Origin of the sequence: Pseudomonas sp. SJZ077, from assembly GCF_007993905.1 — a bacterium.
GTDB lineage: Bacteria > Pseudomonadota > Gammaproteobacteria > Pseudomonadales > Pseudomonadaceae > Aquipseudomonas > Aquipseudomonas mandelii.
This window is the reverse complement of record NZ_VIUJ01000005.1, coordinates 125816-138534: the sequence shown is the minus strand read 5'-3', so window position 1 is coordinate 138534 and position 12719 is coordinate 125816. Positions and strand designations below refer to the sequence as shown.

The following is a 12719-nucleotide window of genomic DNA, read 5'->3' as shown; positions in this document are numbered from 1 at the left end:
GCGGAGTGTCAGTCAACAAAACCGTTGAAGGCGAAACAGCTATCGCGAGCAGGCTCACTCCCACAAGGGCTCGGTGGTGTTTTGAGGTTTTTTAAAAAGTTTTGCACTGGGCTGTAACGCATCGCGATGACCTCTCTCTAGAGGGGTAAGCCAGCAGACATGCGGCTTACCAAAACTCAAACAACGGAGAAACATCATGACTGCTACCACCCGCACCCTGTCCGCCACCGCCCTCGTTCTGGCCCTTGGTTCTGCGCTGAGCATGGCCGCTGTCTCCACCGTCCAGGCCGCCGACAACAGCAACATGGAAAAATGCTTCGGCGTGGCCATGAAAGGTCATAACGATTGCGCCGCAGGTGCAGGCACCACCTGCGCCGGTACTGCCAAGATGGACCACCAGGCAAACGCCTGGAAACTCGTTCCGAAAGGCACGTGCGCCACCACCGAAAGCAAAACCTCGCCGACCGGTTTCGGTCAGATGGAAGCCTTCAAAGCCAAAGCCTGATCCGCCTCCCAGCCTGAGTGTCGACCATGAACAATTCACTGTTCGGGCTCCCGCCCCGCGCCGGGCTGGGGCTCAAGACCGGGCACTTGCGTGAAGTGCTCGGTTCAAAGCCGGACATCGGCTTCTTCGAAGTCCACGCCGAAAACTACATGGTGGCCGGCGGTCCTTTTCATCATTACCTGGGGTTGATCCGCGAGCAGTACCCGCTGTCGCTGCATGGCGTTGGCCTGTCCATCGGTGCCGAAGGTCCGCTGGATGTTCAACACCTGCAACGCCTTGCCGAGCTGATCGAGCGCTATCAACCCCACTCCTTTTCCGAACACCTGGCCTGGTCCAGCCATGGCCCGGTGTTCCTCAACGACTTGCTGCCACTGGCCTACGACAACGCGACGTTGAACCGCGTCTGCGAACACATCGATCAGGTGCAAACCACACTCAAACGCCCAATGCTGCTGGAGAACCCGGCGACGTACCTGGCGTTCCAACGCTCGACGATCAATGAGGCCGACTTCATCAGCGAAGTCATTCGCCGCACAGGCTGCGGGCTGTTGCTGGACGTGAACAACGTTTACGTGTCGAGCATCAATCATCAACGCGATCCTGTGGCCTACATCGATGCCCTGCCCCTTCATGCCGTCGGCGAGATTCATCTGGCCGGATTTGCCGAAGACACCGACAGCCTCGGTGACCGTCTGTTGATCGACGATCACGGCGCGCCCATCGACAACGCCGTGTGGGCGCTGTACGTGCAAGTGCTGGAGCGTGTCGGGCCAGTAGCAACGCTGATCGAACGCGACAATCAGGTGCCAGCCTTCGGCGTATTACACGCCGAAGCGCGTCAGGCCGATGAGTTGTTGCGATGCGCCGAGGTCCGGTCATGAGCAATCACGCCGATTTCGCCGCCGCCCTGCTTGATCCGGAGCGGCCCTGCCCTGACGGATTACTCAGCGTCAATGGCGCCGATCCGGCCAGCCGTTTCGCGGTGTATCGCAACAATGTGCAGGCCTCGCTGATCAACGCGTTGGCGGACAGTTACCCCGTGGTTGTGCAATTGGTCGGCGATGAATTCTTCCGGGCCATGGCCGGTGTTCATGTGCAAGGCTCCCCGCCCCGCAGCCCGCTGATGAATGACTACGGGCATGATTTCGCAGCCTTCATCGAAGGCTTTGCGCCCGCCGCCAGCGTGCCGTATCTGGCCGATGTCGCCCGATTGGAGCGCCTGCGCGTCATCGCGTATCACGCGGCCGATGCGCAGCCCCTGGAGCATGAACAGATCGCCGCAGCACTGGCCGACCCGCAAGCCCTGAGCGAGCTCACCGTCGAACTTCATCCCTCCCTCAACCTGTTGAGTTCTGCCTTCGCGGTGGTGGCGATCTGGGCGGCGCATCAACAGGAAACAACGCTGGCGGGGATTGACCTGAGCCAGGGACAACACGCGCTGGTGTTGCGCAATGGCCTGGACGTTGAAGTATTCGCCATTGATCAAGGTGCCAGCGCGTTCATCCAGTATCTGCAAAACGGCCAGTCACTGATGCAGGCGCTGGAAGCCGCCCCCGCCTTCGACCTCAGCCAAACCCTGGCGCTGCTGATCAGCCGCAACGCCATCACTCACTTGCATAACAACAAGGTATCGCCATGAACATCCGGACCGAATCACAGAACCCCATCGTTCGCGCCATCGCGTTACTGGAGATGATTCCCCGCAGTCTGATCGCCTTTATCGCGCGCTTCTCGATTGCGGCGGTGTTCTGGAAGTCCGGGCAAACCAAGGTCGAAGGCCTGGCCATCGACCTGTTTGACGGCTCCTTCCAGCTTGGCGTGCCGCATCTGGCGGACTCGACCATCCCGCTGTTCCAGAGCGAGTACCACGTGCCATTGCTGTCCCCGGAACTGGCGGCGCACCTGGCCGCCTTCGCCGAGCATGTCTTCCCGATGCTGATCCTGATCGGCTTAGCCACGCGATTTTCGGCGCTGGCCTTGCTGGGCATGACCCTGACCATTCAACTGTTCGTGTACCCCGACGCCTACCCGACCCATGGCACTTGGGCGGCGGTGTTGCTGTACCTGATGGCGACCGGGCCGGGGAAATTGTCGATCGATCATCTGATCGCCCGACATTTCGCCCGGTAAACACCTTCCCCTGTGGGAGTGAGCCTGCTCGCGATAGCGGTGTGTCAGTCAAACATCAATGCTGAATGTCACACCGCTATCGCGAGCAGGCTCACTCCTACAAGGGGTGGATGTGGGCGGCTATTGCTGGAGACGCGCCAATGCCTCGCCGCTGCGTTTAAACCAATCAATCAAGTAGTCCGCCAACACCTGCGTGCGTTTGGGCAGTCCGCCCTGATACGGATGCACCAGGTACATCGGCATGCTCCGCGTCTGATAATCACGCAGGAGCCAGCGCAATCGCCCGTCAGCCAATTCCGTTTGCAGCAGGTAGGAAGGTAACCGCGCAATGCCGGCCCCTGCCAGCGCTGCTTTTTTCAACAGGCTGTAGTGATTGCTGGCAAACGGACCCGACACCCGAACCCGCAGCAACTCGTGCTGCTGGTGATACAGCCATTCTTCGCGACCGCTGTAATGGCTGTTGAGCAGGCAGCGATGGTCGGCCAATGCCTGGGGCGTCTGCGGCTCACCGTACTGTTCGAGATAGGCCGGGCTGGCGCAGGTCATTTCGTGCCAGGCCAGCAGAGGACGCGCGACCAAGCGTTGGTCATTGGCCACTTCGGAGCGGATGGCCAGGTCAAAACCGTCTCGGGACAAATCGTGAAAGCTGTTGTTGAGGTCCAACTCGATCTGCACCTCGGGATATTGGCGGGAAAATTCCAGCAACAAGCCATCGAAGAAGGTTTCCCCCAGCGAGACCGGAACCGTCATGCGCACCGGCCCGGCCATGTCGTCCTTCAACCGCGCCAACGCCTGACGCGCCTTCTCGACTTGAACCACCAGCGCCTGGGCTTGAGGCAACAGCGCCGCGCCCGCCGCCGTCAAACTCAAACGGCGGGTGGTGCGTTGCAGCAAGACAACGGAGAACCGTGTTTCCAGCAAGCTGATGCGCTTGGACAACTGTCCCTTGCTGCAGCCCAATTGCTGCGCCGCCAGGGTGAAACTGCCCGCTTCGATCAACACCGCGAACGCCGCCAGATCATCCATCTCGCTCATGGATTGTTTCCATTTGAAAACCAAAGGTTGCCTATTAGCGCGCTTATCAATGGAAAAAACCACTCTAGACTGCAACCTCGTTCAACCACTTCGAGGAACAGCACGATGAAAATTCTTTTGATAGGCGCAGGTGGCACCATCGGTTCAGCGGTCGACAAGGAACTGTCCCAGCGCCACGACATCATCCGTATCGGCCGTAACAGCGGCGATTTCAATGTGGATATCAGCGACAGCGCCTCGATCCGCAAACTGTTCGAGCAAACCGGTAAATTCGATGCGCTGGTCTGCGCTGCCGGCAACGTGACCTTTGCACCGCTGGATGAAATGAGCGAAGAAAGCTTTGCGCTGGGCTTGAAAGACAAGCTGATGGGCCAGGTCAACCTGCTGCTGATCGGCCGTGAATTCGCCAATGACGGCGCCTCGTTCACCTTGACCACTGGCGTGCTCAGCCACGACCCGATTCGCAGCGGCGCCTCGGCGGCATTGGTCAACGGCGCGCTGGACAGCTTCGTGCGTGCGGCGGCCATCGAACTGCCCCGCGGCTTGCGGGTGAACTCGATCAGCCCAACCGTTCTGCTCGAAGCCATGGGCAGTTACGCGCCGTACTTCCGGGGCTACAAGCCGGTTCCCGCAGCGGATGTGGCATTGGCCTACGCCAAAAGCGTAGAGGGCCTGCAGACCGGCCAGACCTTTCACGTCGGCTGACACACCACCCTCACTGTAGGAGCGAAGCTTGCTCGCGAAAGCGTTCTGTCATTCATGACGATGCTGGATGCACTGGCCCCTTCGCGAGCAAGCTTCGCTCCTACAGGAGATCGAACATCGCCGGGGTTGTGATGAACGGTCAGGCTGCGTAACGTGGCGGCACTTGTCTGGAGAGCCAAAGATGCGTGTTGCCCGTTCCTTAGTCCTTGTCGCCCTGCTTCCGCTGTTTGCCGCCTGCCAATTGTTTGATGGCCCGCGTGAAAGCGCCTCCCACGTGGGCCAGACCCGCCTGCAGGGCCAGTTGACGGCAGCGGACGGCAAGTTGCTGTTCCAGCCGTGCAATGAACAGCGCAGTTATGTGGTCAATGACAGCGGTGGCACCAGCGTCTTGCAAGAGGCCGCGGCCCTCGCCGATGCCCAGGGCAAGCTGTTCGCCGACGTGCGTGGGCAAATCGTCGACAGTCGCCTTGATCTTGAACAGCTGTACCGCGTCGAACGCTCCGGCGCCGCCTGCGACGATCCCAATTTCAAATTGCTGATCCTGCGCGCCGCCGGCCACTCGCCGGAGTGGAACGTCAAGGTCAGCGGCAAAGGCATGGTTATCGACCGTGCCGGCCAGCCGCCCCTGGCCGTGCCCTATGTTGAAGAACAGCTGGGCGATGGCCGTTTCAATCTCAGCACCGAAGCCAATAACCAGCACATCGAACTGTGGGTCGCGCCGCAACGTTGCGTCGACAGCACCACCGGCAGCGTCCAGCACATGAGCGCCGAGCTGCGCATCGATGGTCAGGTGCAACGCGGTTGCGGGTATTTCGGCGGCTCGCGTAACGACTGATCGTTTTTGCCTCACGGGACCGGCGTTTGGGGCTTATAATCGCCGCCTTCAAACGCCTTGGCGCAGTTGTGCGCCCCGCGAACCGGATCCCGTCATGTTACGAATCACCGAACTCAAGTTGCCGATCGACCATCCCGATGAAGACCTGCGCCCTGCCATCGTGCAGCGCCTGGGCATCGCCAGCGATGACCTGCTCGATTTCACCTTGTTCAAGCGCAGCTACGATGCGCGCAAAAAGTCCTCTGAACTGTGCTTCATCTACACCATCGACCTCACCGCCAGGGATGAGGCCGCGTTGCTGCACAAGTTCGCCGATGACCGTAACGTCAACGTGGCACCGGATGTCAGCTACAAAGTGGTCGGCCAGGCGCCGGCGGATCTTGAACAACGTCCTGTCGTCGTGGGTTTTGGTCCGTGCGGGATTTTCGCCGGGCTGCTGCTGGCGCAAATGGGCTTCAAGCCGATCATCCTCGAACGCGGCACCGAAGTGCGTCAGCGCACCAAAGACACCTGGGGCCTGTGGCGCAAAAGCGTACTCAACCCTGAATCCAACGTGCAGTTTGGCGAGGGCGGCGCGGGGACATTCTCCGACGGCAAGCTCTATAGCCAGATCAAGGACCCGAAATTCATCGGTCGCAAAGTCCTGCACGAGTTCGTCAAGGCCGGCGCCCCGGAAGAAATCCTCTACGTCAGCAAACCGCACATCGGTACGTTCCGACTGACCGGCGTCGTGGAAAACATGCGCGAGCAGATTCGCGCGCTGGGCGGCGAAGTGCGCTTCCAGCAACGGGTCACCGACGTGTTGATCGAGGACGGCCAACTGGTCGGCGTCGAGCTCAATGGTGGCGAACAGATTCATTCGAAACACGTGATTCTTGCCTTGGGCCACAGCGCCCGGGACACCTTCCGCATGCTTCACAGCCGTGGCGTGTTCATGGAAGCCAAGCCGTTCTCGGTGGGCTTCCGCATCGAGCACCCGCAGTCGCTGATCGACCGCGCACGCCTGGGCAAGTACGCCGGCCACCCGAAACTCGGGGCGGCCGACTACAAACTGGTGCACCACGCCAAGAACGGTCGCTCGGTGTACAGCTTCTGCATGTGTCCGGGCGGCACCGTGGTAGCGGCGACATCCGAGCCGGGCCGCGTGGTCACTAACGGCATGAGCCAATACTCGCGTAACGAGCGTAACGCCAACTCCGGGATCGTCGTCGGGATCACCCCGGAAGTCGATTACCCGGGCGGCCCGCTGGCGGGTATCGAGTTGCAGGAACGCCTGGAATCCCACGCTTACGTGTTGGGCGGCAGCAACTACGAAGCCCCGGCGCAGTTGGTCGGTGACTTCATCGCCGGCAAGCCGTCCACCGAGTTGGGCAGCGTAGAACCGTCCTATAAACCGGGTGTTGCCTTGGGTGATCTGGCGCTGGCTCTGCCTGCGTTTGCCATTGAAGCCATTCGTGAAGCTCTGCCGGCGTTCGAAAAGCAGATTCGCGGTTACTCGCTGCATGACGCGGTGTTGACCGGGATCGAGACGCGCACCTCGTCGCCGCTGCGCATTACCCGCAACGAGTCGATGCAGAGCCTGAACGTGAAAGGTCTGTTCCCGGCGGGTGAAGGCGCGGGTTATGCGGGCGGGATTCTGTCGGCGGGTGTCGACGGGATTCGGATCGCCGAAGCCGTGGCCCGCGACATCCTCGGCCTGGAAGCCTGAAATAACACCCCACTTGTCGGAGCGAGGCTTGCCCGCGAAGAAATTGACGCGGTCTATTAGGAAGACCGCGTTAACCTCTTCGCGGGCAAGCCTCGCTCCTACGGGGGGGGGTGGTATCAGATATTCGCGCGTAAAACGTTGGCGGGAAGCGGTTCACCGCGCTCGACACTCCCCGCCACAACCTCCATCAACCCACTCAACTCATACCCTTGGGCCTTGAGCCAATCCTGGTCGTAATAGCTGGTCTCATACCGCTCGCCGCCGTCGCACAGAATCGCCACGATCGACCCCGACTCCCCCGCCGCTGCCATCTGCCCGGCCGCCATCAAGGCACCGATCAGGTTGGTCCCGCTCGACCCGCCGACACGCCGTCCCAAATGTTGCGCCAGGTAATGCATGGCTGCCAGCGACAACGCGTCCGGCACCTTGACCATCGCATCGATCACCTTGGGCAGAAACGACGCCTCGACCCGTGGCCGGCCAATGCCTTCAATCCGAGAACCATGGTCCAGTCGCAGGCTGGCATCCCCCGTCTGGTAGAAATCGAAGAACACCGAACGCTCGGCATCGGCGCACAACACGCGGGTGCAATGCTGGCGATAACGCACGTATCGACCCAGCGTCGCGGTGGTGCCGCCGGTGCCGGGGCTGGAAATCAGCCAGCTCGGCTCCGGGTACCGTTCAAAACGCATTTGCTGGAAGATCGACTCGGCGATGTTGTTGTTCGCCCGCCAGTCAGTGGCGCGTTCGGCATAGGTGAACTGGTCGATGAAATGCCCGTCATGTTCGCGGGCCAGGCGCTCGGACTCGGCGTAGATCTGCGTCGGATCGTCGACCAGATGACTCTTGCCGCCGTAGAACGCGATCTGCGCGATCTTCTCTTTGGACGTGGTCGCCGGCATCACCGCAATGAACGGCAAGCCCAGCAACCTGGCGAAGTAAGCCTCGGAAATCGCCGTCGAACCGCTGGACGCTTCAATCACCGGCGCGCCGGGTTTGAGCCAGCCGTTGCACAAGGCATAGAGGAACAACGAGCGCGCCAGCCGGTGCTTGAGGCTGCCGGTGGGATGGCTGGACTCGTCCTTGAAGTACAGCTCGATGCCCGCAAACCCCGGGAGCGGCAAAGGGATCAGGTGGGTGTCGGCGCTGCGCTGGAAGTCGGCTTCGATGATCCGGATGGCTTCGCGGGCCCACTGTCGGTTGTCGTTCATGATGGTTTTTCTCGTTGAGTCGGCCTTCGTGCAAGGCTCAGCCCATAAGCTTAGGAAAAATCCCACGCCACGCACAGATACAGCTGAGGCCCAATACGTTTGGCAACTGCTAGGCTCATCTCCGTGCCAACCCCTCGCGTTGTAACGGTATATAACAAAAAAGAATATAACTTTTGTTTTAACAACCAACGGTACGGGTTAGGGTGTGCCACCTTTTTGATTTTTCGATGGAGAGCGACCTTGCCTCTGCGTAGCACTTTCACGCGTTTCTTTCAGTTGGAAGCTGCCAGCGGTCTGTTATTGATCGCCGCGGCAGCCCTGGCTTTGATCATCAACAACTCCCCGTTGTCGTGGCTGTACAGCAGTTTCCTCGACACGCCGGTGGTGGCGCAGATCGGTGCGCTGCAAATCGCCAAACCGGCGCTGCTGTGGATCAACGACGGCCTGATGGCCCTGTTTTTCCTGCTGATCGGCCTGGAAGTGAAGCGCGAAGTCCTCGACGGCCAGCTGTCGAAACCTTCGCAGATCGTCCTGCCCGGCGCGGCAGCGATTGGCGGCATGGTCGTTCCGGCACTCCTCTACTGGTTCCTCAATCGTGACAACCCGGCAGCCCTGAGTGGCTGGGCCATCCCGATGGCCACCGACATCGCCTTCGCCCTCGGCGTTCTCGCCCTGCTAGGCAAGCGCGTGCCGGTGTCGCTGAAACTGTTCCTGATGACCCTCGCGATCATTGACGACCTCGGCGCCATTATCGTCATTGCGATCTTCTACTCCGGCACACTGTCGACACTTTCGCTGGCATTGGCTGCGTCGTGCATCGTCGCCTTGATCGCGATGAACCGGCTCGGCGTGGTCAAGCTCGGGCCGTACATGATCATCGGTTTGATCCTCTGGGTCTGCGTGCTCAAGAGCGGCGTCCACGCGACGCTGGCTGGTGTGACCCTGGCGTTCTGCATTCCCTTGCGCACAAAAAATGCCGAACCGTCACCGCTGCTGACCCTCGAACACGCCCTGCATCCCTGGGTGGCCTACGGCATTCTGCCGCTGTTCGCCTTCGCCAACGCCGGCCTGTCGCTCAGCGGCGTGACCATGGAAAGCTTCACTCACCACGTGCCGATGGGCATTGCGGTAGGCCTGCTGCTGGGCAAAACCGTCGGTGTGTTCGGCCTGACCTGGCTGGCCGTGAAAATTGGCATCGCCGCCCTGCCCCAAGGCGCCAACTGGGGCCAGGTGCTGGGTGTCGCGATCCTCTGTGGCATCGGCTTCACCATGAGCCTGTTTGTCGGCTCCCTGGCCTTCGAGCCGGGTGTCAGTGAATACGCCGGAATGGACCGGATGGGTATTTTGACCGGTTCGATTCTGGCGGCATTGATCGGTTATGCGGTGACAGCGGCAGCGAGCCGCAAGCGCACCGCGCTGCCATCCTGAGCGAAAGAGAACCCTCTTAACGACAATCAGGATTCGTCCTTCAGCCACGTTTGACCTCGTTCGTTAACGTCGCACAGCCCCTTATCCGGGGCTGTCGATGTGCGAGCGCAAGGAAGATCAATGGCTGGAAACAAGGATATCCCCCGGGTTAAAAACCCACCGTCCGGCGACGGACACCACGTCACTCACCGCTTCATGACGGCCTCCGAACTGGCCGAGCGGGACGCCCGACAAAACACTTACGACGCCATGCTCGCCAGGCAAGAGGCCTTCGAGCTCAGTCGTGAGATCGCCCCCAAAAGGGACGAATCGGTTCGTGCCGGTTGCGTCTTCGCCAAGTCCTGCAAACTGCCGGACGCCATCATCGACTACTCGAATCCTTCGGGCATGGTACCTACCGACAGCCTCAAGGATTACGGGGAAGTCGCCTGGCTGGGTGCCCGCGAAGCGGACGATGCCGGGCTGCTGAATCTCGAAACCATCAGCGGCAGTACGCTCTCGCTCGGCATTGGCCGACTCGCCCTGAGTGCTCCGACGCTCGCCGCTCCGGTGGCCGCAATCGGCGCCGCCGGGGCCACCGCGCTGGCTACGGTGGTCGCGCTGTTCTGGACGCCAAGCTTGAGCGACAGCGCGCTGTATACCGAAGATCAGTTGCGCGCTCTGAAACAGGCCAGGACCCGCGTTCGCTTGCAGGTCGAGCAACAGGCGGATGGCCGTCTCAAGGGTTATGGCTTCTATACCGGCAAGAACCGCGGTTGGGAAATGGTCGATGTCGTGCAGTTCACCTTGCGCGACAGTCAGCAGGTGGCGGATCTAGGGGATGGGGTTGAGCTGATCTGGACACCGGCAGTGGATGGTTCGGACATTCTCGGGATTCCGGCGCTGGAGGCTGCTCCGCAAGCGCCGCATATTTGGGTGTATCCGCCGACGAAAGCGGCTGACGGGATTATTGTGAATCCGGTGTATCCGCCTGATTACAAGGATTTCATTCTTGTTTTTCCGGTGGGGTCGGGGGTAAATCCGGTTTATGTAGTGATGAGCATGCCGGGGGATCATAAGTACTACGATGATCCGGAAACCCTCCCAGGCTTCCCTGATGCATTTCCCGTAAAACCGAAGGTTTCAGTTCGAGGTGGAGGGAAAAAACGAGCCCGATGGCTAGACCGCAAAGGCCGTATATATGAGTGGGACTCCAAAAGCGGTGCTGTAGAGCTTTACGATAAATCCGGAGTGCATTTCGGCGAATTCAATCACGTAACCGGCGAGCGAACCAAAAAGGCAAAGCCTGGTAGAAGAACCTCAAGAAACTGAAGAGAAAAATTATGCGCTATTTATCCATCACCGGTTTTTACCCTGATGAAAAACAAGATGATTCATTGCAGTTCCAACTGACCATCAAAGACTATGAAATGAACCAGGCATTGGCTCAATTGACCGAGTCAAAAAAACTGGAAGAAATAGAGCCTGGGGAGCTGGAACTGACAGGCACTCAAGTCCTACAGGTTGCAGAACTATTAGAAATAGACTTACCCGAGGGGTTGGAATATTTCATAGGCCCCCGCGCCGCGCCGTGAGAATCCTTAACAAACAAAACCCCAACCAGTCACCCGGCCGGGGTTTTCTTTTACCGCTCGTTCCCGCTTAGTGCGTAACGCGGCTCGTACCGTCAACAGTCGCAATCCGCACCCGCTCGCCCACGCGGAACACTTCATTCTCCTGAACCTGCTGCACATAGGCGCGCATGCTGCCGTCGTCTTCACGGACGGTGATTTCCACGCCTTGGGTGCGGGTCAGGCCTTCTTCAGTGGCTGAACCGAGCAGGCCGCCCGCCACGGCGCCGATGACCGCAGCGACGATGCTGCCTTTACCGCCGCCGATGGCGCTACCGCCGACACCACCGACCACTGCGCCCGCTGCGCCGCCGATCGGGGTCTTGGTGCCTTCGATTTTCACCGGACGCAAGGATTCGATGGTGCCCATGCGAACGGTCTGCACACGACGCGCTTCGTCACGGGAATAGGAGTCACCGGTCAGGCTCGATTGGCAGCCGGTGAGCAACATCGCCATCGTGGAAAAGGAAGCAACCAGCAGAACAGACTTACGCATAGCATCAACTCCAAAGGACAAGTATTCATTAAACTCCGCAGCTTGACGTCTGTCACGGCATCGCCCGGATAAAATTGGTTTCATTCAGGCTCGGTACAGGCGCCTCGGAACTCACCACACAGTAGCGGCAAACCGAAAAACCTGCCCCACTGACCCAAGGATTTTCATGGATTACTTCATCATTGTCGTCACCACGGTCGCCGGTTTGTACTTCCACTGGTGGCTGTACGTGCGGATCAAACGCTGGATGGACCGCGATCTGGCGTTGGCGCTGGCGGGTAAAGACGAGCAGAAAAAAGCGTTCATGCTCGAGCAACTGGCAAGCGCTCAGGCGCAGAAGATCAAGCGCCGGGACCTGCCCCAGTGGCTTGAAGCCGCTGCGGCAGGCTATCCCGATCGGTAGACTGCTTAAGGTGCCAGACGTTCAAGAATCCAGTCGGCGCCTTGCAAACGGTAGTTGAGGCGATCGTGCAGGCGGCTCGGACGGCCTTGCCAGAACTCGATGCGCTCGGGTAGCAAGCGGTAACCGCCCCAATGTTCCGGGCAGTGCGGTTGAGTGTCGCTGAAACGTTGCTCGGTGTTCTTGAGCAGCGCTTCCAGTTCAGCACGATCGGCGATCACCCGGCTCTGGGGCGAAGCCCAGGCACCGAGACGACTGCCCAGCGGGCGGACCTGGAAATAGGCGTCGGACTCTTCAGCCGTAACCTTCACCACCCGCCCTTCGATGCGCACCTGGCGCTCCAGGGTCGGCCAGAAAAACGTCATGGCGGCGAACGGGTTTGCCGCCAGATGCTGGCCTTTGGCGCTGTCGTAGTTGGTGAAGAAGGTGAAACCCTCTTCGTCCAGGCCCTTGAGCAGCAGAATGCGGCAATGCGGCCGACCGTCCTGATCGACGGTGGCCAGGGTCATGGCATTGGCCTCCACCGGCGGTTGCTCGGTTTTCACCGCGTCCGCAAACCACTGATGGAACAGTCCGAACGGCTCGGCCGGGGCTTGCGCCTCGGTCAGACCGTCACGGGTGTAGTCGCGACGCATATCAGCCAGGCCCTGGGTCAT

The 12719-nt window shown here is 60.2% G+C and carries 15 protein-coding genes; 11 read left to right on the top strand and 4 right to left on the bottom strand.

Features of this window, described 5'->3' with window-relative positions; all coding sequences use genetic code 11:
* Positions 1–196: 196 nt before the first annotated feature.
* From FBY01_RS10545 to FBY01_RS10530, 4 genes are read left to right on the top strand one after another with little or no spacing between them, the layout of a single operon-like run.
* Positions 197–505 (top strand): DUF2282 domain-containing protein, encoded by a 309-nt coding sequence (locus FBY01_RS10545; RefSeq protein ID WP_010462585.1) that lies wholly within the window; start codon positions 197–199, stop codon positions 503–505.
* Positions 506–531: 26 nt separating this feature from the next.
* Complete coding sequence (locus FBY01_RS10540; protein ID WP_145307492.1) at positions 532–1386, top strand: DUF692 domain-containing protein; 855 nt, start codon at positions 532–534, stop codon at positions 1384–1386.
* Positions 1383–2144, top strand: coding sequence for a DUF2063 domain-containing protein (locus FBY01_RS10535; RefSeq protein ID WP_083377240.1), 762 nt, complete (start codon positions 1383–1385; stop codon positions 2142–2144). The genes FBY01_RS10540 and FBY01_RS10535 overlap by 4 nt, the downstream gene beginning before the upstream one ends.
* Complete coding sequence (locus FBY01_RS10530) at positions 2141–2635, top strand: DoxX family protein (protein WP_010462590.1); 495 nt, start codon at positions 2141–2143, stop codon at positions 2633–2635. Before FBY01_RS10535 ends, FBY01_RS10530 begins: the two co-directional genes overlap by 4 nt.
* A 120-nt stretch (positions 2636–2755) precedes the next feature.
* On the opposite strand, the gene FBY01_RS10525 is transcribed toward FBY01_RS10530, so the two are convergent.
* A complete protein-coding gene (locus tag FBY01_RS10525) occupies positions 2756–3670 on the bottom strand; it encodes a LysR family transcriptional regulator (RefSeq protein ID WP_010462593.1) in 915 nt (304 codons plus the stop codon).
* A 105-nt stretch (positions 3671–3775) separates the two neighbouring features.
* Here FBY01_RS10525 and FBY01_RS10520 point away from each other — a divergent pair, with 105 nt between their 5' ends.
* The 3 genes from FBY01_RS10520 (at position 3776) to FBY01_RS10510 (ending at position 6918) form a co-directional block, all read left to right on the top strand.
* Positions 3776–4375 carry a short chain dehydrogenase gene (locus tag FBY01_RS10520; RefSeq protein ID WP_083374876.1) on the top strand — a complete coding sequence of 200 codons (600 nt, stop codon included), beginning with the start codon at positions 3776–3778 and terminating at the stop codon, positions 4373–4375.
* 181 nt (positions 4376–4556) lie between these two features.
* Positions 4557–5210 (top strand): COG3650 family protein, encoded by a 654-nt coding sequence (locus FBY01_RS10515; protein ID WP_010462597.1) that lies wholly within the window; start codon positions 4557–4559, stop codon positions 5208–5210.
* Between the two features lie 94 nt (positions 5211–5304).
* Entirely contained in the window at positions 5305–6918 is a 1614-nt protein-coding gene (locus tag FBY01_RS10510; RefSeq protein WP_077749565.1) for an NAD(P)/FAD-dependent oxidoreductase, read from the top strand.
* A gap of 116 nt (positions 6919–7034) precedes the next feature.
* Here FBY01_RS10510 and FBY01_RS10505 read toward each other — a convergent pair whose 3' ends face one another.
* On the bottom strand, positions 7035–8132 hold the full coding sequence (locus FBY01_RS10505) for a PLP-dependent cysteine synthase family protein (RefSeq protein WP_178113235.1): 1098 nt from the start codon (positions 8130–8132) through the stop codon (positions 7035–7037).
* Positions 8133–8369: 237 nt separating this feature from the next.
* On the opposite strand from FBY01_RS10505, the gene nhaA reads away from it, so the two are divergent.
* From nhaA to FBY01_RS10490, 3 genes are all read left to right on the top strand, one after another.
* Positions 8370–9557 carry a Na+/H+ antiporter NhaA gene (nhaA, locus tag FBY01_RS10500; protein ID WP_010462602.1) on the top strand — a complete coding sequence of 396 codons (1188 nt, stop codon included), beginning with the start codon at positions 8370–8372 and terminating at the stop codon, positions 9555–9557.
* Between the two features lie 120 nt (positions 9558–9677).
* Complete coding sequence (locus FBY01_RS10495) at positions 9678–10868, top strand: S-type pyocin domain-containing protein (protein ID WP_145307497.1); 1191 nt, start codon at positions 9678–9680, stop codon at positions 10866–10868.
* Positions 10869–10879: 11 nt separating this feature from the next.
* Complete coding sequence (locus FBY01_RS10490) at positions 10880–11131, top strand: pyocin S6 family toxin immunity protein (RefSeq protein ID WP_077749568.1); 252 nt, start codon at positions 10880–10882, stop codon at positions 11129–11131.
* Between the two features lie 67 nt (positions 11132–11198).
* Here the strand turns inward: FBY01_RS10490 and FBY01_RS10485 are convergent, their stop codons facing one another.
* Positions 11199–11663, bottom strand: coding sequence for a glycine zipper 2TM domain-containing protein (locus FBY01_RS10485; RefSeq protein WP_010462609.1), 465 nt, complete (start codon positions 11661–11663; stop codon positions 11199–11201).
* A 166-nt stretch (positions 11664–11829) separates the two neighbouring features.
* Between FBY01_RS10485 and FBY01_RS10480 the strand changes: the two genes are divergently transcribed.
* Complete coding sequence (locus FBY01_RS10480; RefSeq protein ID WP_077749569.1) at positions 11830–12066, top strand: hypothetical protein; 237 nt, start codon at positions 11830–11832, stop codon at positions 12064–12066.
* A gap of 5 nt (positions 12067–12071) precedes the next feature.
* On the opposite strand, the gene pdxH is transcribed toward FBY01_RS10480, so the two are convergent.
* Positions 12072–12719 carry a pyridoxamine 5'-phosphate oxidase gene (gene pdxH / locus FBY01_RS10475; RefSeq protein ID WP_010462613.1) on the bottom strand — a complete coding sequence of 216 codons (648 nt, stop codon included), beginning with the start codon at positions 12717–12719 and terminating at the stop codon, positions 12072–12074.

Coding starts and splice junctions, on each gene's coding strand:
- FBY01_RS10515 (WP_010462597.1), top strand. CDS start 4,557: ATGCGTGTTGCCCGTTCCTTAGTCCTTGTCGCCCTGCTTCCGCTGTTT.
- FBY01_RS10495 (WP_145307497.1), top strand. CDS start 9,678: ATGGCTGGAAACAAGGATATCCCCCGGGTTAAAAACCCACCGTCCGGC.
- FBY01_RS10485 (WP_010462609.1), bottom strand. CDS start 11,663: ATGCGTAAGTCTGTTCTGCTGGTTGCTTCCTTTTCCACGATGGCGATG.
- FBY01_RS10510 (WP_077749565.1), top strand. CDS start 5,305: ATGTTACGAATCACCGAACTCAAGTTGCCGATCGACCATCCCGATGAA.
- FBY01_RS10525 (WP_010462593.1), bottom strand. CDS start 3,670: ATGAGCGAGATGGATGATCTGGCGGCGTTCGCGGTGTTGATCGAAGCG.
- pdxH (WP_010462613.1), bottom strand. CDS start 12,719: ATGACCCAGGGCCTGGCTGATATGCGTCGCGACTACACCCGTGACGGT.
- FBY01_RS10545 (WP_010462585.1), top strand. CDS start 197: ATGACTGCTACCACCCGCACCCTGTCCGCCACCGCCCTCGTTCTGGCC.
- FBY01_RS10480 (WP_077749569.1), top strand. CDS start 11,830: ATGGATTACTTCATCATTGTCGTCACCACGGTCGCCGGTTTGTACTTC.
- FBY01_RS10530 (WP_010462590.1), top strand. CDS start 2,141: ATGAACATCCGGACCGAATCACAGAACCCCATCGTTCGCGCCATCGCG.
- FBY01_RS10490 (WP_077749568.1), top strand. CDS start 10,880: ATGCGCTATTTATCCATCACCGGTTTTTACCCTGATGAAAAACAAGAT.
- FBY01_RS10540 (WP_145307492.1), top strand. CDS start 532: ATGAACAATTCACTGTTCGGGCTCCCGCCCCGCGCCGGGCTGGGGCTC.
- FBY01_RS10535 (WP_083377240.1), top strand. CDS start 1,383: ATGAGCAATCACGCCGATTTCGCCGCCGCCCTGCTTGATCCGGAGCGG.
- FBY01_RS10520 (WP_083374876.1), top strand. CDS start 3,776: ATGAAAATTCTTTTGATAGGCGCAGGTGGCACCATCGGTTCAGCGGTC.